At 60.2% G+C, this 16,533-nt stretch carries 16 protein-coding genes; 12 read left to right on the top strand and 4 right to left on the bottom strand.

Annotated elements, in window-relative coordinates:
- Positions 1-68 precede the first annotated feature (68 nt).
- From glnT to minE, 11 genes are all read left to right on the top strand, one after another.
- Positions 69-1,376 carry a type III glutamate--ammonia ligase gene (glnT, locus tag HFO99_RS06255; RefSeq protein WP_027665464.1) on the top strand — a complete coding sequence of 436 codons (1,308 nt, stop codon included), beginning with the start codon at positions 69-71 and terminating at the stop codon, positions 1,374-1,376.
- A gap of 97 nt (positions 1,377-1,473) precedes the next feature.
- On the top strand, positions 1,474-2,358 hold the full coding sequence (gene purU, locus HFO99_RS06250) for a formyltetrahydrofolate deformylase (RefSeq protein ID WP_222359985.1): 885 nt from the start codon (positions 1,474-1,476) through the stop codon (positions 2,356-2,358).
- A gap of 149 nt (positions 2,359-2,507) precedes the next feature.
- Complete coding sequence (locus tag HFO99_RS06245) at positions 2,508-3,641, top strand: aminomethyltransferase family protein (protein WP_222300747.1); 1,134 nt, start codon at positions 2,508-2,510, stop codon at positions 3,639-3,641.
- Between the two features lie 11 nt (positions 3,642-3,652).
- Complete coding sequence (locus HFO99_RS06240; protein ID WP_075224575.1) at positions 3,653-4,258, top strand: dimethylamine monooxygenase subunit DmmA family protein; 606 nt, start codon at positions 3,653-3,655, stop codon at positions 4,256-4,258.
- On the top strand, positions 4,255-5,220 hold the full coding sequence (locus HFO99_RS06235; RefSeq protein WP_222300749.1) for a PDR/VanB family oxidoreductase: 966 nt from the start codon (positions 4,255-4,257) through the stop codon (positions 5,218-5,220). Before HFO99_RS06240 ends, HFO99_RS06235 begins: the two co-directional genes overlap by 4 nt.
- 31 nt (positions 5,221-5,251) lie before the next feature.
- Complete coding sequence (locus tag HFO99_RS06230) at positions 5,252-6,292, top strand: heme-dependent oxidative N-demethylase family protein (RefSeq protein WP_222359984.1); 1,041 nt, start codon at positions 5,252-5,254, stop codon at positions 6,290-6,292.
- 40 nt (positions 6,293-6,332) lie between these two features.
- Positions 6,333-7,670: an NAD(P)-binding domain-containing protein gene (locus HFO99_RS06225; RefSeq protein ID WP_222359983.1), complete on the top strand. Its 1,338-nt coding sequence runs from the start codon at positions 6,333-6,335 to the stop codon at positions 7,668-7,670.
- Positions 7,671-7,790: 120 nt separating this feature from the next.
- Entirely contained in the window at positions 7,791-8,393 is a 603-nt protein-coding gene (locus HFO99_RS06220) for a PAS domain-containing protein (RefSeq protein ID WP_222359982.1), read from the top strand.
- Positions 8,394-8,602: 209 nt separating this feature from the next.
- Positions 8,603-9,322, top strand: a complete 720-nt coding sequence (minC, locus tag HFO99_RS06215; RefSeq protein WP_222359981.1) for a septum site-determining protein MinC — start codon at positions 8,603-8,605, stop codon at positions 9,320-9,322.
- A gap of 84 nt (positions 9,323-9,406) precedes the next feature.
- Positions 9,407-10,222 (top strand): septum site-determining protein MinD, encoded by an 816-nt coding sequence (gene minD / locus HFO99_RS06210; protein WP_025397600.1) that lies wholly within the window; start codon positions 9,407-9,409, stop codon positions 10,220-10,222.
- A complete protein-coding gene (gene minE / locus HFO99_RS06205; protein WP_003574994.1) occupies positions 10,219-10,479 on the top strand; it encodes a cell division topological specificity factor MinE in 261 nt (86 codons plus the stop codon). Before minD ends, minE begins: the two co-directional genes overlap by 4 nt.
- A gap of 43 nt (positions 10,480-10,522) precedes the next feature.
- On the opposite strand, the gene HFO99_RS06200 is transcribed toward minE, so the two are convergent.
- From HFO99_RS06200 to HFO99_RS06185, 4 genes are all read right to left on the bottom strand, one after another.
- Complete coding sequence (locus HFO99_RS06200; protein ID WP_222359980.1) at positions 10,523-10,903, bottom strand: DUF6481 family protein; 381 nt, start codon at positions 10,901-10,903, stop codon at positions 10,523-10,525.
- Positions 10,904-11,151: 248 nt separating this feature from the next.
- Positions 11,152-11,376 carry a hypothetical protein gene (locus tag HFO99_RS06195; RefSeq protein ID WP_222359979.1) on the bottom strand — a complete coding sequence of 75 codons (225 nt, stop codon included), beginning with the start codon at positions 11,374-11,376 and terminating at the stop codon, positions 11,152-11,154.
- Between the two features lie 227 nt (positions 11,377-11,603).
- The gene (locus HFO99_RS06190) at positions 11,604-11,813 is read right to left on the bottom strand and encodes a cold-shock protein (protein ID WP_003548109.1); all 210 of its coding nucleotides are present in this window, start codon (positions 11,811-11,813) and stop codon (positions 11,604-11,606) included.
- A 268-nt stretch (positions 11,814-12,081) separates the two neighbouring features.
- The gene (locus HFO99_RS06185) at positions 12,082-14,451 is read right to left on the bottom strand and encodes a DUF1989 domain-containing protein (protein ID WP_222359978.1); all 2,370 of its coding nucleotides are present in this window, start codon (positions 14,449-14,451) and stop codon (positions 12,082-12,084) included.
- A 248-nt stretch (positions 14,452-14,699) separates the two neighbouring features.
- On the opposite strand from HFO99_RS06185, the gene HFO99_RS06180 reads away from it, so the two are divergent.
- Positions 14,700-16,484 (top strand): APC family permease, encoded by a 1,785-nt coding sequence (locus HFO99_RS06180; RefSeq protein ID WP_222359977.1) that lies wholly within the window; start codon positions 14,700-14,702, stop codon positions 16,482-16,484.
- Positions 16,485-16,533 lie beyond the last annotated feature (49 nt).

The following is a 16,533-nucleotide window of genomic DNA, read 5'->3' as shown; positions in this document are numbered from 1 at the left end:
CGGGCAAACGTCCCGGCCGTCTCGCATCCATAAGCAAAGTGTCTCCAAGAAATCCAAAGGGGAACGAAATGACACTGGACCTTGCTGCTTTTGCTAGAGACAAAGGCATCAAATATTTCATGATCAGCTATACCGACCTGTTCGGCGGCCAACGCGCCAAGCTGGTGCCCGCGGAAGCCATCGCCGATATGCAGAAAGATGGCGCCGGCTTTGCGGGCTTCGCAACCTGGCTCGATTTGACGCCTGCCCATCCCGACCTGTTCGCGCTTCCCGATGCTTCCTCCGTCATCCAATTACCCTGGAAGAAAGACGTCGCATGGGTTGCTGCCGACTGCGTCATGGACGATCAGCCTGTCGAACAGGCACCGCGTGTGGTGCTGAAAAGACTGGTCGCTGAAGCTGCGAAAGAAGGGCTCCGGGTGAAAACCGGCGTGGAGCCCGAGTTCTTTCTCATCTCCGCGGACGGCTCGGTGATTTCTGACCAGTTCGATACAGCCGAAAAGCCCTGCTACGACCAGCAGGCCGTGATGCGTCGCTATGACGTCATCGCCGAAATCTGCGACTACATGCTCGAGCTCGGCTGGAAGCCCTATCAGAACGACCACGAGGACGCGAACGGCCAGTTCGAGATGAACTGGGAATATGACGACGCGCTTCAGACGGCGGACAAGCACTCCTTCTTCAAGTTCATGGTCAAGTCGGTCGCCGAAAAGCATGGCCTTCGCGCGACGTTCATGCCGAAGCCCTTCAAGGGCCTGACCGGAAACGGGTGCCATGCCCATATTTCGGTCTGGGACATCGATGGCAAGGTCAACGCCTTCGCGGATAAGGAAATGCCATTTGGGCTCTCCGCTCAGGGTAAAACCTTCCTCGGCGGCATCATGAAGCACGCCTCCGCGCTTGCCGCGATCACCAATCCGACGGTCAATTCCTACAAGCGCATCAACGCGCCGCGCACCACATCGGGCGCGACCTGGGCGCCGAACACGGTGACCTGGACGGGCAATAACCGCACCCACATGGTGCGCGTGCCGGGACCGGGCCGCTTCGAGCTGCGCCTGCCGGATGGTGCGGTCAACCCGTACCTGCTGCAGGCGATCATCATCGCGGCCGGCCTCGACGGCATCCGCAGCCAAGCCGATCCCGGCCGGCACTACGATATCGACATGTATGCCGAGGGGTATCTGGTGAAGGATGCGCCGCGGCTGCCGCTCAATCTGCTCGACGCGCTGCGCGCCTATGATGCCGACGAGGGCTTGAAGCAGGCGATCGGGGCCGAGTTTTCCGCCGCCTATCTCAAGCTCAAGCATCAGGAATGGAATGCCTACTGCTCGCATTTCACCCAATGGGAACGCGACAGCACGCTCGATATCTGAACGGACGGACGTTCTGAAGACACGCTGATGCGCCGGAGCAGACAAGCTCCGGCGTGATCGGACCTTCTGCATTTGATATGGCGAAGAAAGTGACAGCATGAAGAACTTCGTACTCACCGTATCCTGCAAATCGACACGCGGCATCGTCGCGGCGATTTCGAGCTATCTGGCCGACAAGGGCTGCAACATCATCGACAGCTCGCAGTTCGACGATCTCGATACCGGCAAGTTCTTCATGCGCGTCAGCTTCATTTCGGAAGAAGGTCTTTCGGGCGCCGATATCGACGCCGGTTTTGCAGCCGTCGCGGCACCCTTCGAGATGGATTACGATATTCACGACAGCGAGAAGCGCATGAAGGTGCTGCTGATGGTGTCGCGCTTCGGCCATTGCCTCAACGATCTGCTCTACCGCTGGAAGATCGGCGCACTGCCGATCGATATCGTCGGCGTCGTCTCCAACCATTTCGACTACCAGAAGGTCGTGGTCAACCACGACATTCCCTTCCACCATATTCCGGTCACCAAGGCCAACAAGGTGCAGGCCGAGGCCCGCATCATGGAGGTGGCCGAGCAGACCGGCACCGAACTGATCGTGCTCGCCCGCTACATGCAGATCCTGTCCGACGAGATGTGCCAGAAAATGTCCGGGAAGATCATCAATATCCACCATTCCTTCCTGCCGAGCTTCAAGGGCGCCAATCCTTACAAGCAGGCCTATGGCCGCGGCGTGAAGCTGATCGGGGCGACGGCGCATTACGTCACCGCCGATCTCGACGAAGGCCCGATCATCGAGCAGGATACGGCGCGCATCACCCATGCGCAGTCGCCCGACGACTACGTCTCGATCGGCCGCGATGTCGAAAGCCAGGTGCTGGCGCGTGCCATTCATGCCCATATCCATCACCGCACCTTCATCAACGGCAACCGCACCGTCGTCTTCCCGGCAAGCCCCGGAAGTTACGCATCGGAGCGGATGGGCTGAGTGATGATTGGCGTCATCGCACCCATCGCGCCACAGCGCCTATGCCATCAAAGTTTGGGAAATGCATGTCGGGCGGGGTTGCCACGGCGCGAAAGACTTATATAGTCAGGAAATAAATATTCCGTAGAGGAAACAAAAGGGAACGGACAATGGCTTTATCATGGCGTTTCTCCGTCTTGGCGGATCGGCATCGCGCTCTGGGATCGAAGCTCGAGGACTGGAGCGGTATGGGCACCGCCTGGACCTACGACAAGGACATGTCGGAAGAACATGTCGCCGTTCGCACCAAGGCCGGCATCATGGATGTCTCAGGCCTGAAGAAGGTGCACTTGGTCGGCCCGCACGCCATCGCCGTGCTTGACTCCATCACCACCCGCGACCTGACGAAGATCTACCCCGGCCGGTCGGTCTACGCGACCATGCTGAACGAGCGCGGCCACTTCACCGACGACTGCATCGTCTATCGCACCGGCCCGAATTCCTGGATGCTGGTGCATGGCTCGGGCTCCGGCCACGAGGAACTCGTCAAGCAGGCCGCCGGCCGCAATTGCGCCGTGCTCTTCGACGATGACCTGCACGACCTGTCGCTGCAGGGGCCGATCGCGGTCGATTATCTCGCCAAATATGTCCCCGGCATCCGCGACCTCAAATATTTCCATCATATGCAGACGACACTGTTCGGCGCACCGGTGATGATCTCGCGCACCGGCTATACCGGCGAGCGCGGCTACGAGATCTTCGTGCGCGGCCAGGACGCCGTCATGGTCTGGGACCGGATCGTCGAGGAAGGCAAGGAGATGGGCATCATCCCCTGCTGCTTCTCGGTTCTCGACATGCTGCGGGTCGAAAGCTACCTGCTCTTCTACCCCTACGACAATTCGCAGATGTATCCCTTCGCCGATCAGCCGCCTGGCGACAGCCTCTGGGAACTCGGCCTCGACTTCACCGTCAGCCCCGGCAAGACGGGCTTCCGCGGCGCCGAGGAACATGCCCGCCTCAAGGGCAAGGAACGCTTCAAGATCTTCGGCATGCTGATCGAGACCGACGGACCGGCCGATCTCGGCGACGAAGTCTTTGCCGACGGCAAAAAGGTTGGCGTCATTACCTGCCCGAGCTATTCATCGCTGACGAAGAAATCCATGGCGATTGCCCGTCTGGACGTTGACAAGGCGGTGCATGGGACGAAACTCGAGGTCCGCGGCAAGACCGTGAAGGCAGGCGCCACCGCCCACACGCTTCCTTTCGACGATCCGGAGAAGAAGAAGAGGATTGCCGTAGGTTAAGGAGCACGCGAATGCTCGTTGCAGGCATCAAGAGCCGACCAGTCTACACGGGCCTGACCATCCAGCCGCGCGCCCGGCGGCACATTTTCGCGCTCGAAGGGGAGGGCGCCAAGGCTCTGCTCGATCAGCAGCCGGGGCTGGACGAAACGGCTCTTTCCCGCAGCGAGATCCTCTATGTCGCCCGCGGCTCGCAGGGTACCGGCCTGGACGAGGCGCTCGCCCGCCTCGGCGCCGACATGTTCTTCACGGCGCCGACGATCGCCACGCTGCTCTTCCGATTGAAGGGGTCGCTTGCCACCGCCCATATGGGCACGCGGCTTTATCTGTCGGGCACGGAAGGCTTCATCGGCCAGGCAATGCTGGTGGCGCTCGATTACGGCATGGACCATGCCTCCGTCATCACCGAGCATCGCGGTTCGCTCGCCCGGCGTGTGCAATGCGTCCATTGCAAGGGCATCACCGACGACGTCACCACCAGCCCTTTCACTTGTAGCCATTGCGGGCTGCCGCTTCTGGTGCGCGACCATTATTCGCGCAGGCTCGCCGCCTTCCAGGGCGTCAATATCGATGCGGAAGAACCGGGCAGCGCGCCTGACCCGGAGGAGTTGTTCCTTTGAGCGGTGGTACTGAAATTCCTGTCCGCGTGGCGCGGATCACGCCAATCGCCGAGCGCGTCAAGCGCTTCCGTTTCGAACGCCTTGACGGCAAGCCAATGCCTTATTTCTCCGGCGGCGCCCACGTCATCGTTTTGATGAACGATGGCGGTCATATGCGCCGCAATGCTTATTCGCTGATGTCGCCGCCGCATGATTGCGCAGCCTATGAGATCAGCGTGCTGCATGTCGAGGATTCACGCGGCGGCTCCACCTTCATGCATGAGAAGCTCAGCGAAGGTGACGAGCTCAAGGTAAGCTATCCCGTCAACCTGTTCCAGCCGGACTGGCGCGGGCGCAAGCACCTGCTGATCGCCGGCGGCATCGGCATTACACCCTTCATCGCAATGATGGAGCAATTTTCCCGCGAAGGCGCCAATTTCGAGCTGCATTACGCCATCCGCACGCGCGACCGCGGCGCGTATTGGCAGCAACTCGTCGAGCGCTATGGCCGACATCGCATCAAGATCTATTGCGATGCCGAAGGCGACGCCATGCCCCTGACGCGCCTGCTCGGCACCCAGCCGCTCGGCACGCACCTCTATGTCTGCGGCCCCACAGGCATGATCGACGGCGTGCTGAAGGCGGGACTGGATGCCGGCTGGCCGGAGCAGAACCTGCATTCGGAACGGTTCCTGTCGTCGCTGCCCGGCAAGCCCTTCGCGATCGAGCTCCTGCGGTCAGGCAAGACCGTGAAGGTCGGCCATCACGAAAGCATGCTGGAGGCGATCGAGGCGGCGGGCGTCGACGCGCCCTTCCTCTGTCGTGGCGGCGCCTGCGGTCAATGCGAGACCGGGGTCGTCACCTGCGACGGCAAGCTGCTGCACCACGACGTCTATCTGACGAACGAAGAAAAAGCATCCGGCAGCAAGGTGATGATCTGCGTTTCCCGCTTCGAGGGAAACACGCTGCATCTTGATCTCTAGCGGCATCGGAAGCGGAACAAGGAGTCCGGACATGGCAATCGTCTTCAAGCAGGAAACCTTCCGGAACGATTTCAGCTATCGGAACAGCCCCGATAACATCCGGCGTTTCCCGTTTCCCTTCGACCGTGACGAATACATGTATTCCGTCAATATGGAGCCGCATGTGCACGGTCGGGCGGGAACCGTCTACGAAAGCCTCATCGACGTCGACGAGCATTATGTCGCCGAGATGCACGACCGGGCGCTGGTCCTGAAGGAAGATCCGCTACGCTATCAGGCGCTGCCGCACATGATGAGCGCGCAATGGGATACGCTCGAACTTTTGATGGAAGAGCAGGCGGCGGGTTACCCCGACCATTTCACGCTGATCCGCAACGGCGACCAGTGGCGCTGGATCAATCGCCCGCTTGGCATCGACGACAGCTTCACCTTTGGCGATGCCTCGACGCTGCCTTATGAACCCTTCGAATATATCACCCGCCAGGCCCAAGGCGATTTCTGCATCGTCGACCAACGCGACAGCAATCTCTGGATGGATGCCGGCATGGTGACGACGCAGGCCGACTGGTCGCTCGATTTCGATATCGGTATGAACTTCATGGAATGGCATGGCCCGGTGCCGCTCGCCCACCAGATCGGCGTCTTCGACCGGGCGCTGAAATTCCTGTTGAACCTGCAGCAGGGCAAGCCGACACGGCGCTTCAACTGGACGATGACGATCAATCCTCGGCTCGACACCAGCCCGGAGAATTATCACAAATGGGGTCCCGACCGTACCACGGTGACGCCGGAGAATGTCGGCGAGAAGGTGCATCTGCGCGTCGAAGTGCAGAGCCTCTGGCGCCTGCCGCGCTCCAACGCCATCCTTTTCGTCATCCGCTGCTACCTGATGAACATGGAAGAGCTGGTCACCGTGCCGAAATGGGCGCGGCGCTTCCCGCGCGTGCTGAAAACGCTGCCGCCCGAGCTCATCGACTACAAGGGCCTCACCCGCTTCCGCGAAACGACGGTCGACTGGCTTTCCAAATATGACGACGGGGCGCCGACCAGCCCCGGCATCTATCCGGACTGACACGCACGACAATGCGATATAATCAAGAGGGGAATGCTTCATGACAAGAGTAGCCGTCATCGGTGCCGGGCCTTCCGGGCTGGCGCAGTTGCGCGCCTTTCAATCGGCCGCCCAGAAGGGCGCCGAAATCCCGGAGATCGTCTGCTTCGAAAAGCAGTCGGACTGGGGTGGGCTCTGGAATTATACCTGGCGCACCGGGCTCGACGAATATGGCGAGCCAGTCCACGGCAGCATGTATCGTTACCTCTGGTCGAACGGCCCGAAGGAATGCCTCGAATTTGCCGATTATTCCTTCGAGGAGCATTTCGGCAAGCCGATCGCTTCCTATCCGCCGCGCGCCGTGCTCTGGGATTATATCAAGGGCCGCGTCGAGAAGGCAAATGTCCGCCACTGGGTGCGCTTCAGCTCGCCGGTGCGCATGGTTCGCTTCGACGATCAGACGAAGAAATTCACGGTGACGGCGCATAACCGCGTCGAGGACCGGATGTATGACGAGGAGTTCGACTATGTCGTCGTGGCATCGGGTCACTTCTCGACGCCGAACGTGCCCTATTTCGAGGGCGTGAGGACGTTCAACGGCCGCGTGCTGCACGCCCACGACTTCCGCGACGCGCTGGAGTTCAAGGGCAAGGACATCCTGCTCGTCGGCCGCAGCTATTCGGCCGAGGACATCGGCTCGCAATGCTGGAAATACGGCGCGAAATCGGTGACGACGAGCTACCGCTCGAAGCCGATGGGCTTCAAGTGGCCGGAGAATTTCGAAGAACGGCCGCTGCTGATGAAGCTCGAAAACCGCACCGCCCACTTCCTCGACGGCTCGACCAAAGAGGTCGATGCCGTGATCCTTTGCACCGGATACCAGCACCATTTCCCCTTCCTGCCTGACGATCTCCGGCTGAAGACGGCCAACCGCCTCTGGGCAGACAGCCTCTACAAGGGGGTGATCTTCGACAAGAACCCGCAGCTTTTCTACATCGGCATGCAGGACCAGTTCTACACCTTCAACATGTTCGACGTGCAGGCCTGGTGGGCGCGCGACGTGATGATGGGCCGCATCACCCTGCCGCCGGAAGAAGAGCTGAAGGCCAATTTCGACATGTGGCGCGCCCGCGAGGAGACGCTCGAAGATGCCGAGCAGATGATCTGGTATCAGGGCGACTATGTGAAGGAACTGCTCGCCGAAACCGATTATCCCTCCTTCGACATCGAGGGGACCAACCAGACCTTCATGGAGTGGGAACATCACAAGGCCCACAACATCATGGGCTTCCGCGACCATGCATACCGATCGCTGATGACCGGCAACCTGTCGCCGACGCACCACACGCCCTGGGTCGAGGCGCTCGACGATTCCATGGAGGAATACCTGCGCAACTGATGAGGCGGGCCTGCATTGCCGGAGGAGGGTGTTCGCGCTCTCTTCCGGCATTATGACGTGCGCCTTTTAAATGAGACGACATAAATCCATCTGCAACTCTTCTCTTCGAATGTGGCCTTCATGGATTTTCAAACGAGCATTCTCGGGCGCATGAGCGGATTTCTCTATCGCTGCCGTGCCGACGAAAACTACACGATGCTTGAGATGACCAATGGCATCGAGCGCATCTTCGGTTATCCCGTCGACGAAATCATCGGCAACCGCACGCGGACCTTTACCTCGATCATGTACGAGGAAGACGTGCCTCTGATGGACGAGATCGTCGGACGGGCACTGGAGAAGCGCACGGACTGGACGATGGAATACCGCATCCGCCACGCCGTGGGGCATCTCATCTGGGTCACCGAGACCGGCGGCGGCATCTGGGACGAGAGGGGTGAGCTTCTCTATCTCGAAGGCAGCATCATCAACATCGAATCGCTCTATCAGCGAATCGATGAACAGACCTCCGGCATGCGCGTCACCGCCTCGAAGACCAACGAAATCTTGCAATCGCTGCGTTACCTCAAGCTGCTCGCCGTCAATGCCGGCATCGAGGCTGCTCGCGCCGGCACGGCCGGATCGGGCTTTGCGGTGCTGGCCGCCGAGATGCGCACGCTCGCCAACTCCTCCGAAGAGGCCGCACGCGCCATTTCCAACGCACAACGCAAGGCGGAAGGCTGAGCGTTACCCAAGCAGCGGCAGATTTGCGGCCCAAGATCGAAGCCGCATTATTAACCGTTCCGTTCTTCCGGAAATTGCACCGCTTTTCCAATGATTTGCGGCAATCCGGCGCTTGAAGAATCTGCTGTGATTGTGGGTAATGTTAAGGCCGCGTTAACTTTTTGTTAACCATAGCAGCGGTAGACATGGTCAACGATTTCTTTACATAGATGACCAAAGTGCTAACAGACGCTCGCTCCATCCGCATCAAGGGCCGCTCTTTCCTCGCGGTCATGCTGTCTCCAGATCTTCCGATCGATGATTGGTTGATCCGGCTGGACGATCTGGCTGCGCGTTCGGCCGGCTTCTTCCTCGGACGGCCTGTCGTGCTCGACCTGACGGACCTGCAAATCGACCGCTCGCAGTTGAAGGACCTGATTGCCGAGCTTGCCAAGCGCAATGTCAGCATCATGGGCATCGAGGGCGCTCGGCCTTCGATCCTTGGGTCCGGCATGCCGCCGGCACTCAAAGGCGGTCGGTCGGTTTCCGATATCGAGGTTCAGGCAAAGGAGCCTGCCGATTCGCCCGGCAAACCGGCAGTGGCAGAGACCCGCCCGGCCATGCAATCGATCGTCATCCGGGAGCCGGTGCGCTCGGGGCAATCGGTAATATTTCCGGAAGGCGACGTCACCGTCATCGGTTCAGTCGCCTCGGGTGCCGAGGTCATCGCCGGCGGGTCCGTCCATATCTATGGCGCCTTGCGTGGCCGAGCCATGGCGGGATCCATCGGAAACGCATCGGCGCGGATCTTTTGCCGCAAGCTCGAGGCCGAACTGGTTGCAATCGACGGCATCTACAAAATGGCGGAAGACATGGCGCCCAATCTTCGCGGACAGGCTGTTCAGCTCTGGCTCGAAGACGACGCGATCATGGCAGAGAAACTGATCTGACGGCAGCGCCGCGCGTCTCTTCGAGAGGGGCAAGGACGCTCAAACATTTCGAATTACTGGGGCCACGGCAAAGGAGAGACAATGATGGGGAAAGTGATCGTCGTCACGTCAGGCAAGGGCGGGGTTGGCAAGACGACCTCGACCGCCGCATTGGGAGCGGCGCTGGCGCAACGCAATGAAAAAGTCGTCGTCGTCGATTTCGACGTCGGCCTGCGCAATCTCGACCTCGTGATGGGCGCCGAACGCAGGGTCGTCTACGACCTGATCAATGTCATCCAGGGCGATGCCAAGCTTACCCAGGCGCTGATCCGCGACAAGCGGCTGGAAACACTGTTCCTGCTGCCGGCCTCGCAGACGCGTGACAAGGACAATCTGACGGCCGAGGGCGTCGAACGCGTCATCAACGACCTGAAGCGCTATTTCGACTGGATCATCTGCGACAGCCCCGCCGGGATCGAGCGCGGCGCAACGCTTGCCATGCGCCACGCCGATGTTGCCGTGGTCGTCACCAATCCCGAGGTCTCTTCGGTGCGCGATTCGGATCGTATCATCGGCTTGCTTGATGCCAAGACCGCCAAGGCCGAACGCGGCGAGCGGATGGAAAAGCACCTGCTGCTCACCCGCTATGACGCCAACCGCGCCGAACGCGGCGACATGCTCAAGGTCGACGACGTCCTGGAGATCCTGTCCATCCCGCTGCTCGGCATCATACCCGAAAGCATGGATGTTCTGCGGGCATCCAATATCGGAGCGCCGGTCACGCTGGCAGACAGCCGCAGTGCGGCTGCGATGGCCTATTTCGATGCCGCTCGCCGGCTCGCCGGCGAAGTTGTGCCGATCGCCATCCCAGAGGAAAAGAGGAACATTTTCGGCAAGATCTTCGGACGGAGGGCAGCATGAATATATTCCGTCTTTTCAACAAGCAGAGAACCGCACCGGCCGCCCGCGAACGGCTGCAGGTCCTTCTCGCCCACGAACGTTCCTCGGCGGGGTCGGACCTGGTCTCCCTGCTGCGCGAGGAAATCCTTGCGGTGATCGCAAAGCACGTGCAGCTCGACCACGACAAGGTGCAGGTGACGATCGATCGCAACGAGTACGTCTCGACGCTCGAGATCGACGTCGAAATCCCGCTGAATGCAGCCGTGCAGGCCGCGTGAACGACAACGCGCTGCCTGTTGCGACAACAGGCAGCGCTGACGATCAGGACTTCCTGGCTTTGCGATTGGCGTAACGCAGGTCGCGTTCGGCCTTTCGGGCGGCTTCATCGGCAATCACACGAGCGATCCGGTCTTTGTCAGCCGCTTCGCGAGCGTCGGCATCGGCGCGTGCTGCGGCCTCGGCTGCAGCCTGACGTTCGGCCTCGACGGCCTGAGCCCGCTCCAGCTCCTCGAGCTTGACACGTTCTCGCTGAGCGCGACGTTCTTCCCTGGCCGCGGCAATGGCTTGACGCTCCGCCTGCTTTGCCAGCCTTGTGGGTTCGGCTGAATCCTTGGCGCTACGATACGCATTGAGAAGAGCCGCCTTGGCTTCGGCAGCGGCGCTGCGGCGATCGGAAAGCTCGTTGTTTCTGGCGTTTTTCAAATCTGTTTCCTGACTGTTTGACTTCGACCCTAGGGCACGATGCCGAAAAGCGTGCGCGGTTTTCGGACGACATCATGCTCTAACTCTTTAATTTAGAACAGGATCCAGAGTTTAGGCCGATCCGGCCTAAAATCATCCTGTTCTACGGCGCCGCACGTCATCAGACGCGGAAAGGCGCTGTAATACTTTGAACTGCTGCATGGTTTTAGCCTGAAATCGAATCCGATTTAAGGAATTATGCAGCAGGGTCAGATTTTCTTGTTTCGCTTCGCGGCAGGAGCAGTAACCCCTGTCAAGCGATCCTGCAATTCCTTGGCCTCACGCGCTTCGCGTAACCGCAAGGTTTTTTCCTCGCGGGCACGTACGGTCGAATCGATCTCTTCGACCGCGCGGCTTCGCGCCAGGAACTGCGATTGCACGTTTCCGAAGGCAATCTCCGCCTGCTTGCGTGATTTGCTGTGCGACTCTGTCATATCAATCCTGGATTTTATCACAGCGCCGCGCGTCTTTCAGACGCGCAAAGGACGCTGTAACGCTTTGAATTACTGCATGATTCCTTAAACCGATTCCGCGTTTAAGAAATTGTGCAGCAGCCCGCTGGCCGACTCAGCAAAAAGGCCAGGCAACGTGCCTGACCTTGACAGTATCATACTTTCGACAGTGCCGGTACATCCGCGGTCAAAGGAAAGCAGATTTCAGTTTAAGCAGCTTGGAGATTGCAAGCGGACATTTTGCCCGACTTGTTATCGCGCTCAAGCTCGTAGCCGATCTTCTGGCCTTCGACGATTTCGCGCATGCCAGCGCGTTCGACGGCAGAAATGTGAACGAAGGCGTCAGCGCCGCCGTCGTCAGGCTGAATGAAGCCGAAGCCCTTGGTGGAATTGAACCATTTAACTGTGCCAGTGGTCATAACAAACCCTTTCATAGCAATTGAACGACCGCACGTGCGGAAGCACGACGGATGATGATCTCGATTTTGAAGAGGGAAGTTCGTCCAGGGCACGTTGCCAGCGCGCGATAACAAAAGTCAAACAAGCAATATCGACTACCGAGATATAGTCATTCAACCCGAATTTGTCAACTTTTAGTTTTTAGGGCCGTTCACTCATCATCAGGTTGCATCTCGGCCGCCTTGCATGCCGCGACGCCGATCGCCGCCTCGACCTCAAAAGCAGGCATTACGAGCGCGGCCGCGTCTTCTGCGGGTCGTAATGCGAAAGCGGCACGATCGTCGCCGGCAGGCGCTTCTGGTGGCCGTCGAGCTTGCCGATCTCGACCTCGGTGCCGGGGCTTGCATGCATCACGTCGATGCGGGCGAGCGCGATCGTCTTGCCGAGGATCGGCGAGCGCGTGGCGCTGGTGACAACGCCCACCTGGGCCCGGCCGATATGGATGCAATCGCCATGGCCGACGGCCTCGTTGGCCTTGATGTCGAGCCCGACGAGCAGATGGCGCGGATGTTCCTTGCGCCGGATCAGCGCCTCGCGGCCGATGAATTCGTCCTGCTTGGATTTCAGCGGCACCGTGAAGCCGATCCCGGCCTCGAAGGGGTCCGTCTGGTCCGTGAATTCATGATGGGCGAAGATCAGACCTGCCTCGATGCGGACCATGTCGAGCGCCTCCAGTCCCATCGGCTTCAATCCGTGCGGTTGGCCCGCCTTCCAGACGGCGTCGAACACCGTCAGCGCATCCTTCGGATGACAGAAGATCTCGTAGCCGAGTTCGCCGGTATAACCCGTGCGCGAGACGACGACGGGAGCACCCTCGAAGCCGCCGATGCGGCCGACGGTGAAGCGAAACCATTCGAGCTCGCCGATATCAGGCTGACGCGGCGCCGTCCAGATGATCTCCTTCAGAATATCGCGGCTCTTCGGACCTTGCAGGGCGATATTATGCATCTGGTCGGTCGAAGAGCGGACCCAGGCCTTGAAGCCCTTCTTCTCCGCCTGCTGGCGCAGCCATATGCCGCTGAAATCATCGCCGCCGATCCAGCGGAAGTTCTTGTCGCCGAGCCGGAACAGCGTGCCATCATCGATCATGCCGCCGTTTTCGTAGCACATGGCCGAATAGACGACCTGGCCGGTCGACAGTTTGCGCACGTCGCGCGTCAGGCAATATTGCAGCAGTTCCTCGGCATCCGGCCCCGTCACCTCGAATTTCCGCAAGGGTGATAGATCGATGACGGCAGCGCGCTCGCGGCAGGCCCAGTATTCCTCGACCGGGCCTTCGCTGGAAAATCGGTTCGGCAGCCAGTAGCCGCGATATTCGGTGTAGTCCCGCGTCAACGCGGAGAGGCGGGAATGAAAGGCGGTTTCGCGCGTCAGTTCGGCGTTTGCATCTGGGGTCATGCGATAGGCCACCGCTCGTGAGAATTTCTCTTTTCCGGAAAAGGTGCGGACGTGGATATCCGTCGGATCCCAGCCGTTCGCCGCATCGATATCGTCAGGGCAGGACGAGGAGACACAGACGAGATCGGTCAGCGCGCGCATCAGCACGTAATCGCCCGGACGCGACCAAGGCTCATCGAGATAGAGCTGGTTGTTGTGGTCGATATTGGTGTTGTAGAAATAGTTCAGCGCTTCCCAGCCCTTGCGGCCGGCAATGCCGTAGGGCGCCAGCGCAGCGTTGAAGTTATCCGTGCAGTTGACGTGGCCGGGATAACCCATGTCGTCGTAATAGCGCGAATTGCAGGCGGTCGCGAAAGCGTCGTGACGCCCGACTGTATCCTGGACGATTTCGACCAACGGCTCGAAGTCGCGGTCGAAGGCCTTGGAGGGGAGACCCGGCACCGGATAGCTGCGGCCGAGCAGCGTGCGGGTGACGGTGGAATCAAGCGCGAGGTCGAGACCCTTGTCGACCTTGCGGGCGGCAAAAGCCTGGAAATCGGTGCACTGGCGTCCATAGACGTCGATGATCTGGATAAATTCGCCGGCACGCACGAAATAGGCTGCAGCGGTCGCCGCCCGGATGCGGATATCCTCGACCGGATCGGCGGCCGGTTCCGGCAGGGCGGAAGCGTAATCGCGGATCAGCAGGCTGCGCTTGATCGTGATCTCGATCGGCGTCGCCGTATCCTGCGCCTCCGGCGACATGGCGCTGGCGGGTGCTGCGACGATCAGCAGGCCCTTCATGGAAATCGTGAAATCCGCCCGGCTGCCCGGGGTCGATCCTGCCCCGAAGATGCAGAGTGCGCCGGCCGCTGCCAGATCGGCGCCGCGACGCTGAAGCGCTGCACGCGTGCGGGCAGCACTCTCATCTTCCGCTTGAAGAATGGCCTTCAAACCCTCGGCTGAATTGCTGAATGCCGTTCCGAGACCGACGGCTAGGAAGCGGCCTTTCTCGTCGAGGAAGGAGATCTCGCAGACCTGCCCGCCTTCGCTGTCGATGACGCTGACCTGGTCGCCCGGCTCGACGCGCATAACGACCGATCCGCCGCCCTTTGCCCTGTAGCGCTCTGTTCCCTCCGGCAGGGTGGGAAAGCCGGGATAATGCACGAGGCTCGGAGTGGCCGGCCGCAGGCCTGTCATAGCAGGATGAAGTTCTCGCATTCTGCCCTCATGGGGATCGGGCATGCCCTCAGGCATGCGGATACAGGTTTACAAAATGGCTGTGGAAAGTAAAGTGATGTTGACTAAAAAGAAAATATCTTCACTATGCATAAAGAGTTCAGACTCGGGAATCCGTCGGGAACACGGATCGCCAAAATCATCCGGGCGGGCTTGAGACTGTGAGGGAGACACGTTCAGGGAGACGTACAAAGATACGTCCGGAACAAATAGAGTGGGGAATTTCACTGATGACAGACATTGTGGAGGCCGGGATTGCATCCGGCACCGAAGGTAAGCTTGTACGCGCGCTCGATTGGAAGGGCGCATTCTGGGTGGCTGCGGGCGTGCCGCCGCTTGTTCTTTTCTCCATCGGCGGGATTGCGGGCACGACGGGCAAGCTCGCCTTCGTTGTCTGGATCATCTCGATGGTGATGGGTTTCCTGCAATCCTTCACCTATGCCGAGATCGCCGGCATGTTCGCCAACAAGTCCGGCGGCGCTTCAGTCTATGGCGCCACCGCCTGGCTGCGCTATTCGAAATTCATCGCGCCGCTGTCCGTCTGGTGCAACTGGTTTGCCTGGTCGCCGGTGCTGTCGCTCGGCTGCGCCATCGCCGCCGGCTACATCCTCAACGCATTCTACCCGATTCCTGCAGCGGATTCGCAAATGGTCCTCGACTGGATCTCAGCGCATGCCGCTTCCATCACGGCCGACAGCCCCCGCGTCGCCGAATATATCGCAGCCCATGCCGGCACGACGCCGGATGACGCCGTCAAGGCATTGCTCGGCACCGACGGTATCGCCGCTCTGACGCCGGCGATCCGCAGCTGGTCGCTCTTGAGCTTTAATATTCCCTTTCTTGCCACCGCCAATATCAACGCCACCTTCTTCATCGGCGGCATCCTGATGCTGATCATCTTCGCGATCCAGCATCGCGGCATTTCGGAAACGGCAAGCGTGCAGAAGTGGCTGGCCATCATCGTGCTGGTGCCGCTGCTCATCATCGGCCTCTATCCGATCGTCAGCGGCCATATCCTTGCCACCAACGTCACCGGTCTCGTCCCGCCGACAGCCGCCTATGCCGCTGCCGACGGCACCTGGAGCAACGGCGGCTGGACACTCTTCCTCGGTGGCCTCTATATCGCCGCCTGGTCGACCTACGGCTTCGAGACGGCGGTCTGCTACACCCGCGAACTCAAGAACCCGAAGACCGACACTTTCAAGGCGATCTTCTATTCCGGCCTTGCCTGCTGCCTGTTCTTCTTCCTCGTGCCCTTCGCCTTCCAGGGCGTTCTCGGCCATGCGGGCATGCTGGCGCCGGGCATCGTCGATGGCACCGGTGTCGCCGAAGCGCTCGGCGGCCTGATCGGCGCCGGCCGCGTCGTTACCCAGTTGCTCGTCGTACTGATGATCATGGCACTCTTCCTCGCCATCATGACGGCGATGGCCGGTTCCTCGCGCACGCTCTACCAGGGCTCGAAGGATGGCTGGCTGCCGAAATATCTCGACCACGTCAACGAGCACGGCGCCCCGACCCGGGCGATGTGGACCGATTTCGCCTTCAATCTCTTCCTGCTGGCGATCGCCTCGGATGCCGGCGGCTACTTCTTCGTGCTCGCCGTCTCGAATGTCGGCTACATCATTTTCAACTTCCTGAACCTCAATTCCGGCTGGATCCACCGGATGGATTCCGGCCATATCGAACGTCCCTGGAAGGCGCCGACCTGGCTGATCGGCCTCAACACCGTGCTGGCCTTCGTCAATGCGCTCTTCCTCGGTGCAGGTGCCAAGGTTTGGGGTTATTCCAATGCGCTCTGGGTCGGCTTCATCTTCGCCGCCCTGATCCTGCCGGTCTTCGCCTATCGCCACTATGTGCGCGACGGCGGCAAATTCCCCGCCGGCGCGATGGAGGATCTCGGACTCGTCGGCCAGGATCTCGGCATCAAGAAAGCCGGCGTCCTGCCTTATCTGGCACTCGCCGGCGGCCTGGCGATCGTCCTGATCGCCAACGTGATCTTCCAGCTTCCGGCTTAAATCTCCTCCCAAGCAGAAAAGCCGCCAAGCCGCCATGGAAACATGGCGG

Origin of the sequence: Rhizobium leguminosarum, from assembly GCF_019798305.1 — a bacterium.
Classification (GTDB): Bacteria; Pseudomonadota; Alphaproteobacteria; order Rhizobiales; family Rhizobiaceae; genus Rhizobium; species Rhizobium leguminosarum_U.
The sequence above is the reverse complement of the archived record's forward strand: the minus strand, read 5'-3'. Positions and strand labels throughout refer to the sequence as shown.

Bases quoted from the DNA above. Each gene is read 5' to 3' on its own strand.
- glnT (WP_027665464.1), top strand. From the start codon at position 69: ATGACACTGGACCTTGCTGCTTTTGCTAGAGACAAAGGCATCAAATAT.
- purU (WP_222359985.1), top strand. From the start codon at position 1,474: ATGAAGAACTTCGTACTCACCGTATCCTGCAAATCGACACGCGGCATC.
- HFO99_RS06245 (WP_222300747.1), top strand. From the start codon at position 2,508: ATGGCTTTATCATGGCGTTTCTCCGTCTTGGCGGATCGGCATCGCGCT.
- HFO99_RS06240 (WP_075224575.1), top strand. From the start codon at position 3,653: ATGCTCGTTGCAGGCATCAAGAGCCGACCAGTCTACACGGGCCTGACC.
- HFO99_RS06230 (WP_222359984.1), top strand. From the start codon at position 5,252: ATGGCAATCGTCTTCAAGCAGGAAACCTTCCGGAACGATTTCAGCTAT.
- HFO99_RS06225 (WP_222359983.1), top strand. From the start codon at position 6,333: ATGACAAGAGTAGCCGTCATCGGTGCCGGGCCTTCCGGGCTGGCGCAG.
- HFO99_RS06220 (WP_222359982.1), top strand. From the start codon at position 7,791: ATGGATTTTCAAACGAGCATTCTCGGGCGCATGAGCGGATTTCTCTAT.
- minC (WP_222359981.1), top strand. From the start codon at position 8,603: ATGACCAAAGTGCTAACAGACGCTCGCTCCATCCGCATCAAGGGCCGC.
- minD (WP_025397600.1), top strand. From the start codon at position 9,407: ATGGGGAAAGTGATCGTCGTCACGTCAGGCAAGGGCGGGGTTGGCAAG.
- minE (WP_003574994.1), top strand. From the start codon at position 10,219: ATGAATATATTCCGTCTTTTCAACAAGCAGAGAACCGCACCGGCCGCC.
- HFO99_RS06195 (WP_222359979.1), bottom strand. From the start codon at position 11,376: ATGACAGAGTCGCACAGCAAATCACGCAAGCAGGCGGAGATTGCCTTC.
- HFO99_RS06190 (WP_003548109.1), bottom strand. From the start codon at position 11,813: ATGACCACTGGCACAGTTAAATGGTTCAATTCCACCAAGGGCTTCGGC.
- HFO99_RS06185 (WP_222359978.1), bottom strand. From the start codon at position 14,451: ATGCGAGAACTTCATCCTGCTATGACAGGCCTGCGGCCGGCCACTCCG.
- HFO99_RS06180 (WP_222359977.1), top strand. From the start codon at position 14,700: ATGACAGACATTGTGGAGGCCGGGATTGCATCCGGCACCGAAGGTAAG.